At 46.9% G+C, this 22,446-nt stretch carries 20 protein-coding genes; 8 read left to right on the top strand and 12 right to left on the bottom strand.

Annotated features, from left to right (window positions below; genetic code table 11):
- Nucleotides 1-5 precede the first annotated feature (5 nt).
- The 3 genes from ACWIZX_RS05535 to ACWIZX_RS05525 form a co-directional block, all read right to left on the bottom strand.
- The gene (locus ACWIZX_RS05535; RefSeq protein WP_448335073.1) at nt 6-1,913 is read right to left on the bottom strand and encodes a TIGR03960 family B12-binding radical SAM protein; all 1,908 of its coding nucleotides are present in this window, start codon (nt 1,911-1,913) and stop codon (nt 6-8) included.
- Nucleotides 1,914-1,980: 67 nt separating this feature from the next.
- Nucleotides 1,981-2,772 (bottom strand): SDR family oxidoreductase, encoded by a 792-nt coding sequence (locus ACWIZX_RS05530; RefSeq protein ID WP_322793647.1) that lies wholly within the window; start codon nt 2,770-2,772, stop codon nt 1,981-1,983.
- A gap of 18 nt (nt 2,773-2,790) precedes the next feature.
- Complete coding sequence (locus ACWIZX_RS05525; protein ID WP_448335072.1) at nt 2,791-3,078, bottom strand: DUF503 domain-containing protein; 288 nt, start codon at nt 3,076-3,078, stop codon at nt 2,791-2,793.
- A gap of 35 nt (nt 3,079-3,113) precedes the next feature.
- Between ACWIZX_RS05525 and ACWIZX_RS05520 the strand changes: the two genes are divergently transcribed.
- Both ACWIZX_RS05520 and lon read left to right on the top strand, forming a co-directional pair.
- The gene (locus tag ACWIZX_RS05520; protein ID WP_448335071.1) at nt 3,114-4,583 is read left to right on the top strand and encodes a bifunctional folylpolyglutamate synthase/dihydrofolate synthase; all 1,470 of its coding nucleotides are present in this window, start codon (nt 3,114-3,116) and stop codon (nt 4,581-4,583) included.
- Between the two features lie 10 nt (nt 4,584-4,593).
- Entirely contained in the window at nt 4,594-7,101 is a 2,508-nt protein-coding gene (lon, locus tag ACWIZX_RS05515; RefSeq protein WP_448335070.1) for an endopeptidase La, read from the top strand.
- A 35-nt stretch (nt 7,102-7,136) separates the two neighbouring features.
- Here lon and ACWIZX_RS05510 read toward each other — a convergent pair whose 3' ends face one another.
- From ACWIZX_RS05510 to ACWIZX_RS05485, 6 genes are all read right to left on the bottom strand, one after another.
- On the bottom strand, nt 7,137-7,625 hold the full coding sequence (locus ACWIZX_RS05510) for an ATP synthase F0 subunit B (protein ID WP_322793643.1): 489 nt from the start codon (nt 7,623-7,625) through the stop codon (nt 7,137-7,139).
- Nucleotides 7,626-7,700: 75 nt separating this feature from the next.
- Nucleotides 7,701-8,225, bottom strand: a complete 525-nt coding sequence (coaD, locus tag ACWIZX_RS05505) for a pantetheine-phosphate adenylyltransferase (protein ID WP_416181045.1) — start codon at nt 8,223-8,225, stop codon at nt 7,701-7,703.
- Nucleotides 8,226-8,235: 10 nt separating this feature from the next.
- Nucleotides 8,236-10,701, bottom strand: coding sequence for an ATP-dependent DNA helicase RecG (gene recG, locus ACWIZX_RS05500; protein WP_322793641.1), 2,466 nt, complete (start codon nt 10,699-10,701; stop codon nt 8,236-8,238).
- A gap of 62 nt (nt 10,702-10,763) precedes the next feature.
- Nucleotides 10,764-11,624 (bottom strand): DegV family protein, encoded by an 861-nt coding sequence (locus ACWIZX_RS05495; RefSeq protein ID WP_322793640.1) that lies wholly within the window; start codon nt 11,622-11,624, stop codon nt 10,764-10,766.
- 5 nt (nt 11,625-11,629) lie between these two features.
- Nucleotides 11,630-13,297 carry a DAK2 domain-containing protein gene (locus ACWIZX_RS05490; RefSeq protein ID WP_448335069.1) on the bottom strand — a complete coding sequence of 556 codons (1,668 nt, stop codon included), beginning with the start codon at nt 13,295-13,297 and terminating at the stop codon, nt 11,630-11,632.
- 39 nt (nt 13,298-13,336) lie between these two features.
- A complete protein-coding gene (locus ACWIZX_RS05485; protein ID WP_322793638.1) occupies nt 13,337-13,690 on the bottom strand; it encodes an Asp23/Gls24 family envelope stress response protein in 354 nt (117 codons plus the stop codon).
- A 128-nt stretch (nt 13,691-13,818) separates the two neighbouring features.
- Between ACWIZX_RS05485 and rpmB the strand changes: the two genes are divergently transcribed.
- Nucleotides 13,819-14,001 (top strand): 50S ribosomal protein L28, encoded by a 183-nt coding sequence (rpmB, locus tag ACWIZX_RS05480; protein ID WP_448335068.1) that lies wholly within the window; start codon nt 13,819-13,821, stop codon nt 13,999-14,001.
- Nucleotides 14,002-14,026: 25 nt separating this feature from the next.
- On the opposite strand, the gene rpe is transcribed toward rpmB, so the two are convergent.
- Both rpe and ACWIZX_RS05470 read right to left on the bottom strand, forming a co-directional pair.
- Nucleotides 14,027-14,722 (bottom strand): ribulose-phosphate 3-epimerase, encoded by a 696-nt coding sequence (gene rpe / locus ACWIZX_RS05475; RefSeq protein ID WP_322793636.1) that lies wholly within the window; start codon nt 14,720-14,722, stop codon nt 14,027-14,029.
- 14 nt (nt 14,723-14,736) lie between these two features.
- Nucleotides 14,737-15,807, bottom strand: a complete 1,071-nt coding sequence (locus ACWIZX_RS05470; protein WP_322793635.1) for a protein kinase domain-containing protein — start codon at nt 15,805-15,807, stop codon at nt 14,737-14,739.
- 86 nt (nt 15,808-15,893) lie between these two features.
- Between ACWIZX_RS05470 and cax the strand changes: the two genes are divergently transcribed.
- From cax to ACWIZX_RS05455, 3 genes are read left to right on the top strand one after another with little or no spacing between them, the layout of a single operon-like run.
- Nucleotides 15,894-17,000: a calcium/proton exchanger gene (gene cax, locus ACWIZX_RS05465; protein ID WP_448335067.1), complete on the top strand. Its 1,107-nt coding sequence runs from the start codon at nt 15,894-15,896 to the stop codon at nt 16,998-17,000.
- A 3-nt stretch (nt 17,001-17,003) separates the two neighbouring features.
- On the top strand, nt 17,004-17,501 hold the full coding sequence (locus ACWIZX_RS05460; protein WP_322793633.1) for an SH3 domain-containing protein: 498 nt from the start codon (nt 17,004-17,006) through the stop codon (nt 17,499-17,501).
- A gap of 14 nt (nt 17,502-17,515) precedes the next feature.
- Entirely contained in the window at nt 17,516-17,857 is a 342-nt protein-coding gene (locus ACWIZX_RS05455; protein WP_322793632.1) for a DUF971 domain-containing protein, read from the top strand.
- A 3-nt stretch (nt 17,858-17,860) separates the two neighbouring features.
- On the opposite strand, the gene glnA is transcribed toward ACWIZX_RS05455, so the two are convergent.
- Nucleotides 17,861-19,279 carry a type I glutamate--ammonia ligase gene (gene glnA, locus ACWIZX_RS05450; protein ID WP_448335066.1) on the bottom strand — a complete coding sequence of 473 codons (1,419 nt, stop codon included), beginning with the start codon at nt 19,277-19,279 and terminating at the stop codon, nt 17,861-17,863.
- 351 nt (nt 19,280-19,630) lie between these two features.
- Here glnA and ACWIZX_RS05445 point away from each other — a divergent pair, with 351 nt between their 5' ends.
- A complete protein-coding gene (locus ACWIZX_RS05445; protein ID WP_448335100.1) occupies nt 19,631-21,505 on the top strand; it encodes an outer membrane protein assembly factor BamB family protein in 1,875 nt (624 codons plus the stop codon).
- Nucleotides 21,465-22,442: a PP2C family protein-serine/threonine phosphatase gene (locus ACWIZX_RS05440; protein ID WP_322793630.1), complete on the top strand. Its 978-nt coding sequence runs from the start codon at nt 21,465-21,467 to the stop codon at nt 22,440-22,442. The genes ACWIZX_RS05445 and ACWIZX_RS05440 overlap by 41 nt, the downstream gene beginning before the upstream one ends.
- The last annotated feature ends 4 nt before the right edge of the window (nt 22,443-22,446 follow it).

The following is a 22,446-nucleotide window of genomic DNA, read 5'->3' as shown; positions in this document are numbered from 1 at the left end:
AAGCCTTAGGCGGTTTGTTCGATGTTGACTTTTATCGGACGACGGGGCACTTCCGGGCACTTCCAGTGACTGCCGGGGTTGTTCCGGCGGATATCGGCATACTTCGGAAGTATTCCACAGGCAAAACAACCCTGACGGCAATCGTTTTGGGTTTTTTCTATTAAAGATGCGTGGTACTCACTTAAGAGATAGGCCTTCCGTACACCGCTGAAAATGTGATCCCATGGGAAAATCTCGTCTTCGCTTCTTTGGCGATGCGTGTAAAAAGCCGGGTCAATTCCATGCATAGCAAAGGCCTGCTGCCAGACAGCGTAGTTAAACTGGTCTTGCCAGGCATCAAACTTTGCTCCCAATTGCCATGCAGTTTCGATAACCTTCGCCAAACGACGGTCACCGCGAGAAAGCCAGGCTTCCATCAAAGTTTCGTAGGGATTATTCCAGGTCAATTTCAACCCTGGACCGCGCAATTCCCGCTTTAAGAGAGCTTGCTTGGATTCAATCTGGTCGAGGGTGTCGCAGGCAACCCATTGAAACGGAGTATGCGGCTTTGGCACAAAGGTGCTGACTCCCGCGTGCAGGGTGGCACGTTTACCAATGACTTTTTTACCCTCTGCAAGTACGGCTTTACACAAATCGGCGATTGCCTGAACATCTTCGATGGTTTCGGATGGATGTCCGATCATGAAGTAGAGTTTTATGGTCGTCCAACCGCGGGCGTAAATTTCGCGTGCTGTATCCAGCAATTGCTGGGTGGAAATGGGTTTATTGATCATGTTTCGCATCCTCTCGGTAGCGGCTTCTGGCGCAAGGGTAAAGCCGCCTTGCCGGGAACCGCGCAGTTTTTCCATCAAATTGACCGAAAAGGATTCGATCCGGAGAGAGGGAAGCGAAATGGTCAGATAATGATCGCTGGTTTCGGCAGCAACGCGACTGACCAGATCAAGGATATGGGTATAATCGGATGAAGAGAGGGACAGTAGCGCGACTTCCTCAAAACCGGTTGCTTCCAAAGCTTCTCGCACAGCTGAGACGATTTCATCTACATTGCGCTCGCGCACCGGCCGAGTGACCATGCCGGCATGGCAAAAACGACATCCTCGTGTGCAGCCTCGCATGATTTCAATGGAAACGCGGTTATGCACCACACTGATTGAAGGTACTATGAAACGTGTTGGAGGTTTGGGGAGACGCGCAACCAGTCTTTTTTGCACTTGAGCCGGTGCGTTGGGATGCAGCCGATGAATAGTACGAATTGTGCCATCTTCTTTGTATTCAGGTTCGTAAAAGGAGGGGACATAAATACCCTCAATCCTGGCCAGCTCTGCCAGTAAATCCTGCCGGGAGGTTGGGTGTTCTTTCCAGGCTTGATAGGTATTTACAATGTCGTGGATAATTTCTTCGCCTTCACCAATCGCAAAGGCATCAAAAAATGGTGCAATGGGTTCAGGGTTAAATACGGCATGTCCGCCAGCAATTACCAATGGGTCACGAATGGTGCGCTGGCTGCTGTGGAGCGGAATTCGCGCCAGATCAAGCAGGTTGAGAACATTGGTGTAAAGGGTTTCATAGGGCAGTGTGATACCGAGAATATCAAATTCTGAAACAGGGGTTTTGGATTCAAGCGCGTAAAGCGGAATTCCGTTTTGGCGCATGGCGTTTTCCATGTCCACCCATGGAAGATATACTCGCTCTGCAAGTACATCTTGCCGTTCGTTGAGCAGATGATAGAGAATGGTCAAACCCAGATTGGGAACGCCAATATCATAAATGTCGGGAAAGGCAAGGGCTACATGTGTCTTAACGGAATCCCAGTCTTTATAAACCTGATTTAATTCACCACCAACATAACGACCGGGTTTTTCAACTGTCGGTAGAATTCGCTCTAACCGGCTGACCAAAGTGCGTTTATCCATGGATTTGTCTAATCCTCTCAAACCTGTAATATGGGGACAATGCTTATTTTAACCCATTTTGTCCAATTTACAGTGTGCCGCGATAAAAACCACCATCCACTGCGATCATGCTGCCGGTGACATAACTGGCGGCCGGTGAGACAAGAAAGGTTGCAACACGGGCAAATTCGCGAGGTTCGGCCATGCGCCCCAGCGCGGTTTGAGAGGCAATTTTTTGTCTTTCTTCTTCCACACTGGTGTTGTTGGAACGAGCGCGATGCTGTAATAACTGTTCCACACGCTCGGTGGCTGTCCAGCCGGGTAAAATGGAATTGAATCGAATCCCCTCTTTGCCTAATTCGAGCGCAAGGCTTTTTGTCAAACCAACGGTGGCGGCGCGCACGCTGTTGGAAAGCACCAGTCCATCTATAGGCTGTTTGACAGAAATGGATGTAATCGTTAAGACCGCCGGTGAGGAGGACTTGCGCAGGTACGGTAAAGCCGCTCGAATCAAAAACACTGCGGAGAAAAAGTTGAGATGGACTGCGTTTTGCCAAGCCTCAATGTCAAAGGTTTCAAATTTGCCTGCCGGTGGTCCACCTGCATTGGTGATGAGGATGTCCAAACCTCCCCATTCATCAACGACCTTTTTGACCAATGATTCGGCGATTTCAGGGTCAGACACATCGCCGGGAATTGGCAGGGTGGGAATACCGGTTAAACTTTCAATTTTTTTACAGGCTTTTTCCAAATATTCTGAATTTCGACTGTTCAGGGCTACTTTTGCCCCTTCATGTGCCAGCAATTCGGCTGTAGCATATCCTAAGCCGCGGCTTGCGCCGGTGATCAGAGCAATTTTGTTGTGCAGATTCAAATCCATAGAGAAAGTTCCTTTCTGCTAAAAACATTCAATGCGGTGATCCACAATGGGCATGTTGGGAAATTGATTTTCGACAAAGGTATGCACTTTTTGTAAAGATTGGGTTGCAAAAGTGCAGTCATTACACACCATTGCACAGGCAATCAGAGTTTCCTGCCAATGGTCATTCAATCCAATTTCGGCGACCGATATGTTGAATTCCTTATGCAGCCGAGTCAGAAGGGGTTTGAGCAGACCTCGTTTCTGCTTTAAGGAGAGAGCAACAGGCAGGTGAATATGGAGAATTAGTAATCCAATCGCAGGCATGGAGCAAACCCTGTTCTTATTGTAATCGGGCAAGTGTGGACGTCAAGCAAGTTAATCTAAATCTTGTGAAAAAGGTTTTGCTTGAGTACAATACAGTGAAGTCATTAAGAAATACTGGACAGCTGATGAACTTTGACCCGCAAGAATACCAAAAAACTCTGGATTTTCTATACAGTTTTGTTGATTATAGCCTTACTCGAAATTTGCAATTTTCAGCCGAAAAATTCGATCTCAGCCGAATGGCTGCGTTGTTAGCCTGGCTGGGAAACCCTCACCGGAAATATCCGGTTATCCATGTTGCCGGTACGAAGGGGAAAGGTTCGACGGCAGCAATGATTGCAGCCGGCTTGCAGGCTGCCGGCTATAAAACGGGCTTTTATATTTCGCCGCATTTGGAGGATTTTTGCGAAAGAATCCAAATCAACCGCCAGCATATACCTGGTTCGCGGCTGGTTCAGGTGGTAGAAAAACTTAAGCCTGCCGTCCGCCAAATTGAGCGGCTAACCACATTTGAATTAACCACTGCGGCAGGTTTTTTGTACTTTGCCGAAGAACAGGTTGATATTGCGGTTATTGAAGTTGGATTGGGTGGAAGACTGGATGCTACCAATCTGGTAACCCCTTTGGTTTCTGTGATTACTTCGATCTCATTGGATCATACGAAAGTGCTAGGAGATACACTGGATAAAATTGCTGCAGAGAAAGCCGGCATCATCAAACCAGGCCGGCCGGTGGTCAGTTCACCGCAAAAGCCAGAGGCGATGCAAGTCATTGAACGAATTGCTGCCGAAAAGGAAGCCCCACTGATCATTTCTGACCAGCCATATCATGTTGAGGTAATCGAACGGACATTAGCCCATCAAAAGTTGCGAATAATACCCCGAAAAACGCAAGATCACGACGATTTTGAAATCGTTTTGCCACTATTGGGTGACCATCAAATTGAAAATACTCTTACCGCACTTTGTGCCTTAGATGTCATAAAAAAGTACGGATGGAAACTTGAGCGTTCCGCTGTTCAACGCGGTTTGTCACAAGTCAAGTGGGAGGGCAGATTTGAGATTCTCAACTTACAACCGCCAATCGTTGTGGATGCTGCACATAACCGCTATTCAGCATTAAAATTAATTGAAACCATTAATCAATATTTTCCGAAGAACCGCTTGATTCTGGTTTTCGGCGCTTCGGACGATAAGGATATACCAGGAATGTTTGCCGAGTTGCTACCGCGGGCGGATGAAGTAATCTTTACTCAATCCATTCACCCTCGTTCTTATCATGCCGACCAACTGGTTGAGATTGCTTCGAATTATTCATTGCCCAAAATGGTATTTCTTCCGTTGGAAGCAGCAATTGAGCAAGCAATTAAACGCTTGACTTCGGACTCGATTTTACTGGTTACTGGAAGCATTTTTGTTGCAGCCGGTGCGCGAAAGTTCATCGGTGAAATCTCAAGAAAACCAGAGATTATTAGACGACTCGGCAACCGTTTGCCAATTTCATGAGTACAGGTGTATGAAAAAAGATAACTGGTTACCAAATGATTTTGAGGAGTTTTCCTCCTCTTTGCATCAGCGCACGGAGGAGCTGTATCAGGTTCCGGATGCGGAACCAGATAAAAATGGGCTGATTGAGTGCGCGGCATTAATCATGCGGGATATGGTGATTTATCCGCGCATGGTTTCCCCCATATTTATCATCCCGGGATCGAACTTACAGGCCATCGAAGACGCTCAATTTAATTTTGAGACGATGATTGCGTTAGTGTTGAAAGATTCTGAAATTGAAGACCCTAAACCGGAAGACTTTTTACCCATCGGGGTTGAAATTGCGGTGGGGCGATTGTTGAATATTCCGGATGGGAATAATTCGGCCTTGATCCAAGGCCGGCGCAGGGTGGAGATTGTCGAATTCGTTCAAACCGAGCCGTATTACCGGGTTCGCGCCCGCCCGATAGTTGAACCTTCCAAAATTGGGCGTCAAACCGAGGCGTTGATGCGCACAACTCGCGATTTGTTTGAGCGTTGTGTTCAACTGGATCGCAGCCTGCCGGAAGAAGCGCATTTGTTTTCTTTAAACATTCACGAACCGGGCTGGCTGGCCGATATGGTCGCGACGGCAATTTCATTACCCCAAAGCGAACGGCAAACACTGCTTTTACTGGTTGATCCGATTGACCGCCTGAAACGAGTCAACTGGCTGCTGGCACAGGAATTGGATGTGTTGCAGTTGGAAGATGAGATTCAAAATCGAGTTCAAAGTGAAGTAGATCGCAGTCAGCGTGAATTTTACTTGCGCGAGCAAATGAAAGCTATTCAGACAGAGCTGGGAGAGGGGGATATTTTCAGCCGCGAAGTAACCGAATTGCGCGACAAGATCCTAGCGACCCCAATGCCTGATGAAGTGCGGGCAGTGGCTTTAAAAGAAGTTGACCGCCTTTCCCAAATGCCTTCTATGGCTCCCGAGGTGGGAATTATCCGCACCTATCTGGACTGGATTTTAGAGTTACCATGGGTGCAAGAAACCGAGGATAATCTGGATGTTGCCAACGCTGCCAAGGTTTTGGAAAAATACCATTACGGTCTCGGTAAAGCCAAAGATCGAATTTTAGAATATATTGCTGTTCGCAGCCTGAAACCCAAACGGTTGAGACAACCAATTTTATGCTTTGTTGGAGCGCCGGGCACCGGTAAAACCTCACTGGGGCGGTCAATTGCGGAAGCACTTGGTCGTAAATTTGTGCGGGTTTCGTTAGGTGGAGTGCGGGATGAGGCTGAAATCCGCGGCCACCGGCGCACCTATATTGGGGCAATGCCGGGACGCATTTTACAAACGATGCGCCGGGCAGGAACCATTAATCCCCTGTTTATGCTGGACGAAATTGATAAACTGGGTTCAGATTTTCGCGGCGATCCATCTGCTGCCCTGTTAGAAGTGCTGGACCCGGAGCAGAATCACGCCTTTTCGGATCATTATCTGGAACTTCCTTACGATCTTTCCAAGGTCATGTTTATTACTACGGCGAATACACTGGCTACAATACCACCGGCTTTGATGGACCGTATGGAAATTATTGAGTTCCCTGGTTACATTGAAGAGGAAAAGTTGGAAATTGCCTATCGCTTTCTGATTCCCCGCCAACTGGAAGAAAGCGGATTGGAGGGGGAAGACATCAAATTTCAAGAAAAAACACTGCGAAAAATTATCCGAGAATATACCTATGAGGCTGGCGTCCGTAATTTAGAACGTGAAATTGGCAGAATGTGTAGAAAACTTGCAAGGTTAAAATCGGAAGGTAAATCCTTCCCGCACCGATTGCAGCCGGAACTTGTGGAAAAGTTTTTAGGTCCGCCTCAATTTTTTATGACCGAAGCGGAGAAAAAGGATGAAGTTGGAGTGGCAACCGCAATAGCGTGGACCGAAAACGGCGGAGAGATCATGCCGGTTGAGGTGGCTATATTGGAAGGGAAGGGTAATTTGCAAATTACCGGCCAGGTTGGAGAAGTGATGCAAGAATCGGCTCAGGCTGCTTTGTCCTATCTCAAGTCGCGCGCCAGAGATTTAGAAATTGACCCCGAAGCCTTTGAGAGATTGGACATTCACATTCATATTCCTGAAGGAGCGATTCCAAAAGATGGTCCGAGCGCAGGCATCACAATTGCCACGGCCTTAATCTCTGCCTTTACCGAACGCGGTGTTTCAAAAGATGTTGGAATGACCGGAGAAATCACCCTGCGGGGGCGTGTCCTGCCGGTAGGAGGGGTTCGCGAGAAGGTGCTGGCGGCTCACCGAGCGGGATTGAAAGTCGTCATTCTACCCGAAAGGAACTTAAAAGATTTGATAGATTTACCCAAGAAAGTTCGGCAGGATTTACAAATAAAACCGGTTACTCACATGGATGAAGTGCTGGATATAGCACTGGGACCCAAACCCCACAAAGAGGCTGTGCGGGTACGTAAACATGCTGCGAAGAAAGCGGAGAAAAGCGAAGAGGGAGAAGCAAAAGAAACTACCCAGACATAAAAAAATGCAGCCGCGAGGCTGCTTTTTTTGCTGTTTCAATCTTTTTCGGTTTGAATCGGGGTAGATGTCAGCGACTGTTGCCTTTCGCTTTGTAAGGCTCTTACCCCGTTGCGTACCTGATTAAGCATCTTTTCCAATTCAACTTCCAACCGCGAAAGAGACTCAAGCACGTATTCATCGGCGTCACGTTTGGTCGTTTCGGTTTCCAAACGCGCTTGTTGAATGATTTGCTCAGCCCGAGCATGGGCAGCCTGAATAATGGCATCCCGTTCAATCATTTGCTCGGCTTTTTCACGAGCCAACTGGATGGTACGATTGGCTTCTTCTTGAGCCTGAGCAAGAATCCGGTCGCGTTGAGCGAGGATTTGCTGGGCTTTTTTGATTTCTTCCGGAATGGATACCCGCATCTGGTCAATCAAGTCCAACATGCGGTCCTCATCCACCATTACTGAATGGGTGAACCAAATTGGACGGCTCTCATTGAATAATTCTTCCAAACGATCTACCAAATGCAGTATGTCCATTTTTTTCCTCCGCTTTCCAAGCCTGAGAAAGGGTGGTGCAATTTTCAAGCCAGTTAATTAAATATTATACGCATTTCAATCTCTTAGTGCTGTAATTGGCACCACAGATTGTCCATCCCCAAGTTCATTGAATTTTTTCTTCAAGGCTTCAGCAACATGAAGCGGCACCATGCTACTGATATCTCCTCCCAGTGATGCAATTTCGCGCACGGTTGATGATGAAAGGAAGGTGTGCTGCTCGCTGGTAATTAAGGCGATCATTTCGATATCCGGATAAAGGCGGTGATTGGCGAGCGCCATTCGGAACTCATGCTCAAAGTCTGAAAAAACACGTAATCCGCGAATAATTACCTGAGCGCCGACATTTTTACAAAATTCAACAGTCAAACCGCTGTAACCCACAACGGTAAATTTCGGTTCAGCGAAAAAAGTTTGTTGAACAAGCTTCAATCGTTCTTCGGGGGTAAAAAGCAGATTCTTAAGTGGTTTGTTATACACTGCAATGATAACTTCATCGAACAGGCGGGCAGCGCGGCGGGCAATATCCATGTGTCCGTAATGAATTGGATCGAAAGTTCCGGGGAATACGGCTCTGACCATGATGTTTTCCTTAGCTGATATCTCCTCGTCCTTCCCCCCAGAAAGCATTTAACTTTTCAAGAAGAGGCTGATAACGAGGGTCACTTAATTGCGGATCTTTTTCAAACAATTGCTGAGCAAGATTGCGGGCCTTTTCGATGGTGTGGACATCGGTGAGGTTGGCAATTCTTAAATCGGCAAAACCAGCCTGCCGAGTGCCTAAAAATTCTCCGGGGCCGCGTTGTTGTAAATCTCTTTCGGCAAGTACAAAACCGTCATTGGTTTCGACCATTGCAGAGAGACGTTCATTCTCTGCAGCGTCCTCATTGTCCGGAATGAGGATACAGTAGGATTTGGCATTGCCACGCCCTACGCGTCCGCGGAACTGATGCAATTGAGCTAACCCGAAGCGGTTGGCTCCTTCAATTAACATTACTGTTGCATTCGGTACATCCACACCCACTTCAATAACTGATGTAGATACCAGAATGTGGTATTCCCGATCCCGGAATTGGCGCATGACCAGTTCTTTTTCTTCGGGGCGCATTCTGCCATGCAACAGTCCAATTTTCAAGTCAGGAAAGACCTCTTTTTGAAGACGTTGTTGTTGTTGAACAGCTGCAAGAGCGTCTTCGGTTTCGGATTGCTCCTGGTCAACCAGGGGATAGATGATAAAAGCCTGATAACCCTGGCGAACCTGAGCACGGATGAAAGAATATGCCCGTTCGCGTTCTAAGGGGGTGAAGATGCGCGTTTCAATGGGTTGCCGTCCGGCTGGCATTTCATCCATCACAGAAAGATCCAAATCCCCGTAAATGGTCAAAGCCAGAGAGCGGGGAATTGGTGTAGCGGTCATTACCAGCAGGTGAGGGTTATTGCCCTTGGCGCGTAAAGCAGAGCGTTGAGCAACTCCAAAACGGTGTTGTTCATCAATCACTGCCAGTTGAAGGTGCTTAAACTCGATAGGGTCTTCGATAAGAGCATGAGTACCTATTAACAATTTTATTTCACCAGAGGCCAGCGCTTCGCGAATCTCCTGTTTTTCTTTTTCGGGTGTATCACCGACCAGCAAGCGTACCTCTGCGGCGCTAAAAGGGGCTGAGTCATCCGTATCAGAGCGGACGAATAATTTTTGAAAACTGCGGTAATGTTGTTCTGCCAGGATGCTGGTTGGCGCCATAAGGGCTGCCTGCATGCCAGAAGCGGTCACCATGGCTATTGCCAACGCGGCTACTACCGTTTTACCCGAGCCAACATCACCTTGAAGCAGGCGATTCATGGGGCGGCCGGAGGATAAATCGGCACGAATTTCGCGGATGGCTCTTTGTTGCGCATTGGTGAGGGGAAATGGAAGCCGGTTAATTTGAGCGGTAAGCCAGTCTTCGCTAATCTCAAATATGTGAGCCGTTCGGTTCTGCCAATTTTGTTTTTGCCTTAACACCCCCAACTGGATGAGGAATATTTCATCAAAAGCCAATCGCTGGCGGGCTAAATTGAGATTTGCATCGCTGTCGGGAAAGTGGATTTGACGAAGAGCCTGTGGGAGGGGAAGAAGATCGCCAGCCGACCGAATCTCATCCGGGAGAAAATCTGCAATCCGTGTTGCCCAAAAGCTGACTGTCTGATACATCAAACGGCGTAAAACTTTTTGGCTCACACCAGCGGTCAATGGATAAACCGGCACAATACGATTGGTGTGCAGGTGTTCCTGATCCAGCAATTCCCATTCGGGATTATTCATGCATAATCTTCCAAGATACATGTCTACTTTACCGGAGAGGACAACCTGAACACCGGGACGAAGGTTTTTCTCAAGCCATGGCTGATTGAACCACGAAACACGCAATGAACCGGTACCATCTGAAATCACAGCTTCAAACAGTGTTCGGTTGCCTTTGATTTCCCGAAGCTGGGATTTTTGCACTGTACCGGCTACGGAGAGTTCCTCACCGAAGCGCACCTGGTTGATTGGCTTCATTTTTGAAAAGTCATCATACCGGCGCGGGAAGAAATACAATAAGTCTTCCAGCTTGTGAAGCCCCAATTTTTCGAGATTTTGGGCGTTTTTTGGCCCGATTCCAGGTAAAACTTTTAGACTCGCCTCCAAACCAGTTGGTTTGTTTTTTGACTCATGTGGGGCAGGATTTGCCGGGTTAACCGAAAAGGTGGTTTTTTTTGCATTATTTAGAAGTGGGTAATCAATTTCTTCACCTGGTGGGGGAGAAAACGCGGGTTCCGGCGCAAAATTCGATGAATTTACTGCAATTTCAAGGATTTCTTGAATAATTTTTTCTCGCAGGTCAGTAGAAAGTGAAGGGTATTGGGATAATTTATCGCAAATTTGGCGGACTACCGTAGAGGGCAGGCCGTCTTGATGGGCTTCCTGTTCCCATGCGGGGATAATTTTATCCAGTCCGCCAACAACAGCTCGATTGTCGTAACCGCGCTCAATTTCCAGTTTGAGGAATTTTCTAATTTTTTCCAGTGCAGATGACATGAGATTATTTTACCCTATTCTGGAAAGCAGGCTATGGATCGGGTGTTTGAAAAAAAGTTATGCTATCCGTCTTCGGATACCGTTTCTGCAACAATCAGCCCAACCATTTTGGGACTGAAAAGAATGGCCGTGGTCAAATTGAGATTATGTTCACTGTAACTGGTCGTTGGATAATTTTCCAGGAATATCTGGCGCATGCTACGGGTTTCGTGCAGTAAAGGAGGGACACTTTGGACGACCGCAATGTGTTGTAAATCATCAAACTCTTCAACAAATTCGATGAAAAACTCCGTGATATTTCGGTTATTGCGCATTTTTTCAATGGGCGTCAGGCGTTCGTCTTCAAAGGAAAATACCGGCATCATTGAAAGGAATTCTCCAACAACGGCCTGAGCCGGATCAACAATCCCGTTTTGAGACAGATAGGAAAGCCCCGGGCAGCAAACGATTGTGTAGGTATGAGCAGCTTGTTGTCTGACGATGTGCTCAACCTCGGCGAGATCAGCCCCCTGCTGAATAACCTGAGCAGCCAGTTGCGCCAGCATTCCCAACCCAGCCGAAAAGGTGTTGGTATCTATTACATTAACCTGCAGCCTGCCTTGCAGGCTTGAGGCTGCCAGACTGGCATTGTAAAATGTGCTGCTCAGGTGAGAGGAATGTACCAATACCAGCACTTCGTCAAATTCGGTGCCCATTCCGGTTAAAATCTGGTTGAATTTTTCTGGAGAAGGTGAAAGCAGTTTAGGTGCATCTTGTTCTCTTGCAAACGACGGCAATTCGGAAACCTTCAATCCATCTCCCGCCGGATAGATTGCCCCACGAAAGGCTACATCATGGGTTGCAACTCGGATTAAATTCTGTCCCGGAAATGAATGGCGAGGAAATTGAGCAGTATTGTCAACCAGGACGCCAATCTTGCGCATATCGTTTATTCAATCGAAATGATTAATTGATAGTGGGGCTGCCCGCCTTCGTGAATCTCCATTTCGTGGTCGGGGTATTTCTGCTGTATTTTCTCTGCAAGTTGATTTACTTCATCCAGGGTAATGTTCTGACCATAAAACAGGGTAATTCGTTCTCTTTCTTCGGTTTTTGCGGCATTGAGCAGTTCAAAGCAGGCTTCTTCCAGATCGCTGGCTGACGCAACCAATTGTCCATTCAAAAGGGCAATGACCTGTCCTTCTTTCACCTTTACTCCATTAATTTCAACCGAGCGGGTTGCTGTAGTGATTTCACCGGTCTCCACTTCCAGAATGGACTGTTCCATCTCTGCAGCAATTTCATCCAGGTCTCCATCAGGATCATAACGCAGCATCACATTGAGCCCTTGAGGAATGGTCTTGGTGGGAATGACTTTTACCTTTTTAACTGAAAGGGAAGCGGCATTCTGAGCTGCCAGAATAATGTTTTTGTTATTGGGCAAAATAATAATTTGATCAGTTGGCAGGTTTTCAAAAGACTTTAAGATTTCTTCGGTGCTGGGATTCATGGTCTGACCACCTTCAACGATGGCATTTACTCCCAGACTCGCGAAAATTCGAGAAAGCCCTAGACCGGGAGACACCGCTACAACCGCAATTTTTCCGGGTTCACATGGTGGAAATTCAATTGGTGGAGAGGAATTCTTTTTCTCTTCCATTTGAGCCAGAAGATTCTCGATGGCCACTTTGGTGATTGTACCCAGGCTCATGGTGTACTCAATTGGTTCATAGCGTTTTTCGGTGGGGACATGAATGTGCATACGATACATGCCGTCACCTTCACCAACTTGAATGGAGGTTCCCATTTGAGAAAGATGCTCATAAAAACGGTCCAAATCCAGCGGTTGATGAGGTCGAAAATCTACCACAACCTCAAAATCCTGACCCGGCTCAATTTCTTCCATGGTTTCCTCTAAGTTCATTGCAGATAGCGGTTGTACGCTGGTAGTGGGCGTTTCCAGAGATTGTCCTTTTAGGTAGCGCAGCATTCCTTCCAATATTATGAATAAGCCTTTACCACCGGAATCTACCACACCGGCTTGTTTGAGAATGGGCAGCAGTTCAGGGGTTTTTTGTACGGATAAATCTGCTTCAAATACAATTTTTTCCAGCCATTCCAAAGTCAGAGGTTTATCTTTAAATGCTTCAATCGCGGTGGCAATATCTTTGGCAACCGTTAAAATAGTGCCTTCAACGGGTCGGACGACTCCTTTATAGGCAGTGTTCCTGGCTTCTACCAGCGCTTTGATAAGAATTTCGCCATCTACTTCTTCAAAATTATCCAAAGCACGCGCAAATCCTCTCCAAAGCTGAGATAAGATCACGCCTGAATTGCCTCTGGCCCCCATCAGAGCGCCCTGTGCAATGGCGTGGGCAACTTTTCCAACATTTTTTTCTTCGGAATGCAGGATTTCATTGTACGCGGCCTGCATGGTCAACAACATGTTGGTACCGGTATCGCCATCGGGGACAGGAAAAACATTCAAAGAATTGACCAGCTGCTGGTTTGTCTTCAACCAAAGTGTGCCGGCTTCCACTAATTTTTTCAAAGCAATTCCATCAAGTTTCCCTGCCTGTGCAATTTCCCTAGCCTGAGGCAGGGTTGTTCGATTCACATCATCACTCATAGTGCTCCAAACCAATTCAGTAGATTTCTAATCCGTGTCGCTGATGCGTAATCCGCGCACGTGAACATTGACTTCCTTCACCGGTAACTCAAGCCATTTTTCGATTTGATAACGGACGTTTTCAGCGACACTTGAAGTTACCATTTTAATCCGAGTTCCGTATTCGACAATGATGTAGAGGTCAATAATGATGCCATCCTCTTTGAGCTCAACCTCGACTCCTTTGGAAGGATCTTTGACAATTTTATTGGCAAGGTCTTCCGCCAGATTTTTTCCGGCAAGACCTACAACTCCGTAAGACTCAATGGCTGCCATATGGGCGATGGATGCAATTGCCCGGTGTGAGATAAAAATATTGCCCAGTGGATTTGGTTCGCTCATAGTCGCAATCCCTCTTTTATAAAACAATTTAAGTTGAAAAAAGATGCGCTGTGTGGTAAAATGTACCCTTGCGTCCGGTCAATGTGCGGCTGGAAGATAGTTTTGTTGCTGGAAAGGATTTGAAGATCATGGCTAAATGCGAACGGTGCGGTAAAACAACGACTTTTGGTCATAACCGAAGTTTCTCCATGCGCGCTACAAACCGCTCCTACAAACCCAACCTGCAGCGGGTGACGGTGATGGAAAGTGGGCGTAAAGTGCGCCGTGTTTTGTGTGCAAAGTGCATTCGGACATTGGTTAAGACCAAGTAGTTCAATCCTTTCGAGATGTGCGGCGTTAGCCGCGTTCTTGAATTTGCGGCGAAAGCCGCATTTTTTTTTGCAGTGCCAAACGAAGAGATTTGGCACCCTCCGCGATCCCCTGTGGGTGCTTGAATATGGCTGTAGCTGCCACAAAACAATCCGCCCCAGCCTCGGCTACAGCCGCGATGTTTTCAGGGTTAATCCCACCATCTACCTGAACTATAGCCTTGGGGTTGGATTCATCTATTAATTTTCGAATTGAAGTAATTTTGGACAATACCTGCGAAATGAAGGTTTGACCTGAGAAACCGGGATTGACCGTCATGACCAGGACTAAGTCTATGAAGGGAAGAACAGCTTCTATTGCTTGTGAAGGGGTTCCCGGATTCAGAACGATGCCTGCTTTTGCCCCTAATGAACGAATCAGTTGAAGAGTGCGGTGGACATTGGGGTTACCTTCAATGTGAATGCTTACCCAGTTTGCACCTGCATTCACAAAGGATTGGATGTGATTCTCTGGCTTTTCAATCATTAAGTGAACATCCAGTGGCAAAGAGGTGATTCTTCGGCAGGTTTCGACAATAAACGGCCCCATGGTAATATTGGGTACAAAATGTCCATCCATCACATCAATGTGAATCCAGTCCACACCGGCATCTTCTGCCTGACGGATTTGATCCGAGAGGTTTGAAAAATCTGCAGAAAGAATTGACGCCGATAGGTAATACAACCTGATGAACCCTTTCAGATGGGAGGATTAAAGGAAAACCAGACATATAACCAAAAGGGTATCAAACCACCCACAGCTAAAATTGCCAGCAGAGCCAAAAAAATGGTCAGCCAATCAATGTTCAGGGCAGCATCATCACTTTCCTGAGTTGCCATAGATGGTTGAGCAGCTGGAGGGGTTTGCAGCGGGATCAGTTGGGGTTGAGTATCTGCCTCGGAGGAGTTTGGGCGTACAAGAGGGTGAGCCTGTTGAGTTTCTAAGAAGGTGGATAAAACCCTTGCAAATTGATCTGCGGTTCGATAACGGGCAGCCGGTTCCTTTGAAAGCACTTTGAGGATGATTTGTTCAAGGGTGGGGGGGATTTCAGGGTTAAAACGGCGGGGATGAGGGGGTAAAACTTCCCGGTGCATCCGCGCCAATTCAACCGGGTCGTTGCTTTGAAAGGGAAGTCTGCCTGTGACCATTTCGTACAGGACGATGCCCAAGGAGTAAACATCAGAGGCGGGTGAGGGAGGTTCGCCGGCAGCCTGTTCAGGTGAAAAGTAAAGGGGAGAGCCCCACACAACGTCCGACCTCTCTTCAGGGTGAATGCTGGCCATTGCGCGGGCAATACCGAAATCGGTAACTTTGATGCGTTGATCGGGGGTCACCAGGATATTGTGAGGTTTGACATCGCAATGGATCAATCCGGCTCGGTGCGCATAGCCAATCCCTGCTGCAGCCTGAACAATAATATTCACCGCTTCCTGGATAGGCAAACGGGTTCTCTCCCGCAAGATGGTTTTCAGATCTGTTCCTGGTAAATATTCCATGACGAGGTAAAGACGGTCGGAATCAAAACCAAAGTCATGGACGGTGACAATGTTTGGATGGGAGAGATTAGCAGCCGCTTTTGCTTCTAATCGGAATCTTTCCCGGAAGGCTTCGTTTTTGGAATAATCTTCCCGGAGGATTTTGATAGCCACCGGTCGTTCCAGCATGGTATCGCGACCTAAATATACAACTGCCATACCCCCAGTTCCAATGGTTTGGAGCAGTTGATACCGGTTGCCTAAAATGGGTACAACGGTTTTTGAATCTTCCATGTCCGAATTTTACTGGTTGAATTATATCACACCCTCTGATGTCAAATTTCTTGTCAGGTATCGGAGTTATAATCTACATAATCTTGTTGAGGAAAATCATTATGAAATCGTTGATCTCCTATATCCAAAAACATCCCGTTCATATGTTGTTATTTGCAATACCGGTTAGTATTCTTTCAGAGCTTTTACATTGGCAACCCATCTGGATTTTTGGTTTTTCGGCATTGGCTGTTGTACCTTTGGCGGCCTTGATTGGGGAATCGACCGAGGCGCTGGCTGCTTACACTGGACCAAAAATCGGTGGATTGCTGAATGCCACCCTGGGGAATGCGGCGGAATTAATCATTACCATTATGGCAATCCGCCAGGGGTTGTTGGAATTGGTGAAAGCTTCCATCACGGGTTCGATTATAGGGAACTTATTGCTGGTCATGGGTCTTTCCATGCTTCTGGGAGGACTAAAAAATGGAATTCAAAAGTTCGATCGGCAACAAGCCGCAAACCATGCTGTAATGCTGGTTGTGGTTATTGTAGCTTTAATAATTCCTTCTTTTTTCAGCCACTCCATTGGTGCTGAGGGGAGTTGGGGGGTCGAATCGTTGAGTCTGGGGGTGGCAGCGGTTATGATTGCCCTGTATATTGCTGGCCTAATTTATACCCTCAAAATGACCAGGAGTCCGATTGCGGTAGCTTCGGTTGCAGTAGAAACTGAAGTAAGCCGGCACCGGAAACCATCACAAGCCATAGCGGTACTGACGCTATCCACCCTGGGAGTGGTTATCATGAGTGAATTTTTGGTCGGTTCAGTTGAAGAAGTGGTGGTTTCCCTTGGTGTATCGGAATTCTTTTTGGGTGTGATTTTAATCCCCTTAATTGGTAATATTGCAGAGCATTTGGTGTCCGTAACGGTGGCGGTCAGGAACAATATGGACCTTTCCATAGAAATTGCTGTTTCGTCCAGTTTGCAGATTGCCCTGTTTGTTGCTCCTTTGCTGGTATTTGTCAGTTTATTAATCGGCAATCCCCTGACTTTAATTTTCAACCGCTTTGAATTGCTCGCCCTGGGAGGAGGAGTTGTGATAGCGGCGATGGTGGCCTTTGACGGAGAATCGAATTGGCTGGAAGGAGCCACATTACTGGGGGTGTATCTAATTCTCGGAATTGGTTTTTTCCTGCTGCCAACGGGAGGATGACCGATGAGGAATTTGCCGGCATCTGGCTGTGGGACGATTATTTTGTCGGCTTTGATAGCCCTGTTAATTGGTGCTGCCATAATTGCTGGAACACTGTTATTAAGACCCACACAGGTTGAATTGACACAGGAAGCGACAGCTGTACTGACCATAGTGCCAGCCCCAACCTCAACCATCGGTGGGCAAATGTCCCTTTTTGCTACCCCAACCGCGACCCAACCGGCGCTTTCTATTACAATAGACGGCATCCGGGTTGGTTTGTTTGTGCAAATATTCGGTACGGGTGGAGATGGATTGCGCCTTCGGCGGGAGCCAGGCACCAATACGGATATTTTGTTTCTTGGGTATGAATCGGAGGTGTTCAAAGTAGTGGATGGACCCAAAGAAGCGGATGGTTTTACGTGGTGGTATCTCACCGCGCCTTATGATGAGAAACGCAGCGGCTGGGCAGCCTCTCGTTTTCTCAGAGTAATTGATTTAGGTACCGAATCTCAACCTTGAGGGCGTAAAATAAAATGGAATATTCTCCAAAAAAGATTTCTGCAAATCGCACAACTCGTGTCTTGACCATTGAATGGGAAGATGGACATCTTTCTCGATATCCGTTTGGGCTGTTAAGGGCTGCCTGTCCATGTGCATCCTGCCGTGGCGGCCATGAAAACATGCGTTCAGAACCGGATGAAGAAGTCTTTGAGATTGATCTTCCCGAATCTGCGGCCACACGAATGAAAAAGTTGGAAGCTGTAGGCAGTTATGCTATCACCATTGAATGGGAAGATGGCCATCATTTTGGGATATTTAACTGGCAATATCTACGAAAATTGTGCCCCTGCGCAATTTGCCGCCCGTCAAATTAATCATCATAGGTCGAAGTACAATTCGATTTCGTAAGGATGGGGTCTGATCCGAATTTGAGATTCCTCGCATCGTTTGCCTCGAATCCATTCTTTAAGCATTTCCTCGCTGAAGACGCTGCCTTCAAGAAGAAACTGGTGGTCCTCTTCGAGGGCAGTTAATGCCATATCAAGGGAGGTCGGTAAGCTGAGAATTGACGCGCGTTTTTCCGAAGGCCAGGAAAAAATATCCTCGTCGATAGGTCCAAAACCGGCTGCTGATGGGTCTATCTGTTTCTTGATCCCGTCAATTCCTGCCATCAACATGGCTGCCATTGCTAAATAGGGATTGCAGGTTGCATCTGGTGGTCGGAATTCAAAACGGACTTTGTCTGGCTCAGTTGCGTATTTTGGCACCCTGATGGCTGCGCTGCGATTGCCACTGGAAAAGAAGCAGTTTACAGGTGCTTCAAAACCGGGGACTAACCTGCGATAGGAGTTGGTGCTGGGATTTGTGATGCCTAAAATGGCAGGGGCGTGGGTAAGTAATCCGCCAATGTAATATAGGGCGGTATTGCTGAGAAGGTGAGGGCCGGCAGGGTCATAAAAGACATTGGTTTCCCCTTTTCGAAGGAGTTGGTGAAAGTGCATTCCGTTTCCCGCTTCGCCAAAAAGTGGTTTTGGCAAGAAAGTGGCGGTCTGCCCCTGTTTCAGTGCCACCATTTTGGTAACATACTTTATCAGCATTGAGGCATCGCCGGCTGACATTATATCTAATAAAGGAGTTTCGATTTCGCATTGGCCGGGTCCACCCACTTCGTGATGATGATACTTGATCTTTAACCCAATTTCTTCGAGAGTTGTGACAATTTCAGAACGAAGATTATACAGTTGATCGCGCGGCGGGATGGCGTGATAACCACCGTGCAGGGGAATGAAATGGCCATGACCACCCTGAGCGCTGTTCCAGTTGGATTCGATCGAATCGACACGATATGCAGATACATTAACACCGTTTTCAAAGGTTACTTTGTTGAAAATATAAAATTCAAATTCCGGTCCCCAAATGGATTTATCTGCAATTCCTGATTCGATTAGATACTTTTCAGCCCGTCGGGCAATCTCGCGGGGATCAAAAGCGAAAAGTTCTTTGGTGTCTGCTTCCATGGTGTTGCAAATAAAACTGAGGGTGGGGGTTTCCCAGAATGGATCCATAAAACCTGTAGAAAGATCTGGAATGAGTACCATATCGCCGGCCCGAACGGACTTGAATCCGACACTTGAACCATCAAACCCCACGCCGTTTTCCATGAGCGAAGGGTTAAATTCGGAAACCGAAATGGTTACATGATGCCAGCGCCCCCATAAGTCAATGAATTTTAAATCAACCATGCGGATGCCGTGTTGTTTGACGAAAGCCTGAGCCTGATCAATGTTAGCAAACATTTCCCTCTCCTGATTGGATTCTTGCCTTTTGATAATAAATACGACTTTCCCTCAAGGTGAAATCCTTGAGAAAAAGCCGTTTATTTCCACTGATTGATCGCATCGTTGATTAAATTCTAACCAAAAGTTTAGGGGAAGTCCAGTTTGCTTGACAGGCAATTTTAAATTTGTTTGGTGAATGCAAGGGCTATTTTTGTTGCAAAAAGAAGTTTTGTAGATATAATTTTAACAATACGTAAGGCTGTCAAAAATCCCAACAAAATACGAAAATCATCAGGGTTATACTTGTTCATTATTACTGAAAAATTCAGGTTTTCGGGGGAAAGGTGATTTAGGTCCCGGGAGGTCAAACTGGATACTCATCGTATCACTCAAAGTTTTAGTGGCGGACAAGGACCTGTCAAACAATTGCAGACAGGTTTCGTTCTGGTTGATCGGTATTTGATTCAGGACGTAATTGGTGTTGGGGGTATGGGCTCTGTCTATCGGGCGCGCGATCTGCATTTTCCTAATGTGATCAAACTGGTAGCAGTCAAAGAGATGATCAATCAGGCGCGGGATCCGCTGGTGCGCCAAACGGTTGTGCAAAATTTTGAACGGGAAGCCAATATTCTCGTCACGCTAAACCATCCCTCGATTCCGAAGATTTTCGATTACTTTTCTCACGAAGAACGTTCATATCTGGTGTTGGAATATATCAATGGCAAGGATTTAGAGGCGATACTCAATGAAAGTGAAGGGCCGATTGCCGAAGATAAGGTAATTGCCTGGGCTATTGAAATTTGCGACGTGCTGGAATATTTACATAATCACAAACCCGAACCGATCATTTTCCGCGATATGAAACCTTCGAATGTCATGATCAATCAGCAAGGTCATGTTGTGCTGGTTGATTTTGGGATTGCAAAAATGTTTCGTGAAGGTCAAAAAGGAACCATGATCGGAACGGAGGGGTACTCTCCACCTGAACAGTATCGAGGTGAAGCTTCACCACTGGCGGATATCTATGCACTTGGGGCAACCCTGCATCACCTGCTGACAAAGCGAGATCCGCGCATGGAACCGCCATTTTCATTTGCCGAACGGCCAATCCGTCAAATCAATCCGGCGGTAAGTATTGAGTTGGAAACCGTCATCCAGACTGCCTTAAAGTATTCCCCGCAAGAACGTTTTCAATCGGCGGCAGCGATGAAAGAAGCGCTTTTAAATGCTGCTAAGAAAACTGGCGCATTGTCCAGAATCAGCTTGCCGGCGGTGGTTTCTGAACAGGTTGTCAAACCGATATGGATCTTTCGTTGCGAGGATGAAATTCGAGGTTCGGCTTCCTACGATAACGGTATCATTTACGTGGGTTCTTATGATCACAATTTATATGCCCTGGACGCAGCCAGTGGTGAATTCAAGTGGAAATTTCCCACCAATGGGGGAATTGTTACCCGGCCAGCGATTACGAACGATTTGATTTTTGTGGGTTCGGAAGACGGAAATTTATATGCCATTCTCCCAAAGACGGGCAAAATGGCATGGACCTTACCGCTGGAGAGTCCAATTCGCAGCTCTCCAAGAATCGTTGAAGGGCATGTCTTTTTTGGATGTGATGATGGTTTCTTTTATGGTGTGAACATTGTGTCCATGCGGCGGGTGATGAAAGTGGATGCCGGTATGGCAATTCGTTCCTCCCCAGCCGTTGCGAATGATTTGATTTATTTTGGTAATGAGGGTGGTGATTTCCTGTGTGTGGATTTTCGCGGTCAGCTAAAATGGCGGTTTCGCGCCAAAAGAGCAATCACCTCTTCTCCTCTTGTTACACAGGGAATTGTGTATTTCACCTCGCTAGATGGCTCGGTTTATGCTCTGGATGCGAAAAGTGGTTGGGTAATCTGGCGGTATCGAATGATGAAAGGTTCGGTTTCTTCGCCATACCGGGTTGACCATTACTTATTATTTGGGTCAGCGGATGGAAATATTTATTGTATTGACGCCAATAATTCCCGCGAAATCTGGAAGTACCAGACCAATCATCAGGTCAGTGGTTCACCGATGGTACATAAGGACATGGTTTTTTGCGGTTCCGCGGATGGAAACCTGTACTGTTTGGAACTGAAAACTGGGCGATTAAGGTGGAAGTTTGCGACCGAGGGTCCGATTACCAGTACGCCCTTGATCTTCAACGATACCGTCTATTTTGGATCTGCAGACCATATTTTCTACGCTATTTTGGTCTAAATGGCGAGAATTTTTTGGAGGAATTGTGCTGAAATTTATAAAGAACCTCTTTGTTCGAGAAAAAAATCAAAATATTCAGACCCGCCCTTTAGCGGAAAATATTCAAACCGCTCCTTTGACTGAGGAACAGTTACAGGTTGTTTCAATACCTACCGTTTCCATGTCTCCGCCGCATTTTCTGGTAGGTTGTGGTCAGTCTGTTGGCAGACAGCGAGAACATAACGAGGACGCCTTATTTTCGCTTTCGGCAACGCTGGCAGATGGAAATAATGAGATTCCCTTTGGTTTGTTCCTCGTTGCGGATGGAATGGGAGGTTATGAGTATGGCGAGGTGGCGAGCAGTGTTGCTGCAAAAGCTGTTGTTGAAACCATATTAAGCAAAATTTATCTTCCCTTCATTGGGATTGATGGGGAATCAAGCGGTGAAAGCCTCCAGGAAATCATGGAAATTGCAGTTACAAGGGCGCAACAAGCGGTTACCCGCCGCGCGCCTGGCGGAGGGACAACGCTTACGGCAGCACTGGTGATTGGGGAACAGGTAACGATAACTCATGTGGGGGACAGCCGGGCATATTTCATTTTTCCTGATGGACGAATGCAATTGATCACTCAAGATCATTCTCTTGTACGGCGTCTGGTAGAACTGGGGCAAATTACCGAACAGGAAGCCTCCGTCCATCCCAATCGAAATGTGCTCTATCGAGCGCTTGGGCAGGCAGAGCCATTTCGCCCCGATATCCAATCTTTGCCCATGCCTCACCCGGGATATTTAATGATTTGCAGTGATGGTTTGTGGGGAGTAGTACCAGAGGCTGAAATTTTCCAAATTATCGCCAGTGCGAGAAACCCCTCTGTGGCTTGTAAAAATCTTGTAGATGCAGCAAACCTTGGTGGAGGACCGGACAACATCAGTGTTGTGTTAGTGCAGTATTTCTAAGAGT

Source organism: Bellilinea sp., assembly GCF_053501535.1.
This window is presented reverse-complemented; position numbering and strand designations above follow the sequence as displayed.

Coding starts and splice junctions, on each gene's coding strand:
- ACWIZX_RS05510 (WP_322793643.1), bottom strand. CDS start 7,625: ATGGACATACTGCATTTGGTAGATCGTTTGGAAGAATTATTCAATGAG.
- recG (WP_322793641.1), bottom strand. CDS start 10,701: ATGTCATCTGCACTGGAAAAAATTAGAAAATTCCTCAAACTGGAAATT.
- ACWIZX_RS05495 (WP_322793640.1), bottom strand. CDS start 11,624: ATGCGCAAGATTGGCGTCCTGGTTGACAATACTGCTCAATTTCCTCGC.
- ACWIZX_RS05485 (WP_322793638.1), bottom strand. CDS start 13,690: ATGAGCGAACCAAATCCACTGGGCAATATTTTTATCTCACACCGGGCA.
- lon (WP_448335070.1), top strand. CDS start 4,594: ATGAAAAAAGATAACTGGTTACCAAATGATTTTGAGGAGTTTTCCTCC.
- glnA (WP_448335066.1), bottom strand. CDS start 19,279: ATGTTTGCTAACATTGATCAGGCTCAGGCTTTCGTCAAACAACACGGC.
- ACWIZX_RS05460 (WP_322793633.1), top strand. CDS start 17,004: ATGAGGAATTTGCCGGCATCTGGCTGTGGGACGATTATTTTGTCGGCT.
- ACWIZX_RS05535 (WP_448335073.1), bottom strand. CDS start 1,913: ATGGATAAACGCACTTTGGTCAGCCGGTTAGAGCGAATTCTACCGACA.
- ACWIZX_RS05470 (WP_322793635.1), bottom strand. CDS start 15,807: ATGGAAGATTCAAAAACCGTTGTACCCATTTTAGGCAACCGGTATCAA.
- coaD (WP_416181045.1), bottom strand. CDS start 8,225: ATGGTCAGAGCCGTATTCCCCGGAACTTTCGATCCAATTCATTACGGA.
- rpmB (WP_448335068.1), top strand. CDS start 13,819: ATGGCTAAATGCGAACGGTGCGGTAAAACAACGACTTTTGGTCATAAC.
- ACWIZX_RS05455 (WP_322793632.1), top strand. CDS start 17,516: ATGGAATATTCTCCAAAAAAGATTTCTGCAAATCGCACAACTCGTGTC.
- ACWIZX_RS05530 (WP_322793647.1), bottom strand. CDS start 2,772: ATGGATTTGAATCTGCACAACAAAATTGCTCTGATCACCGGCGCAAGC.
- ACWIZX_RS05525 (WP_448335072.1), bottom strand. CDS start 3,078: ATGCCTGCGATTGGATTACTAATTCTCCATATTCACCTGCCTGTTGCT.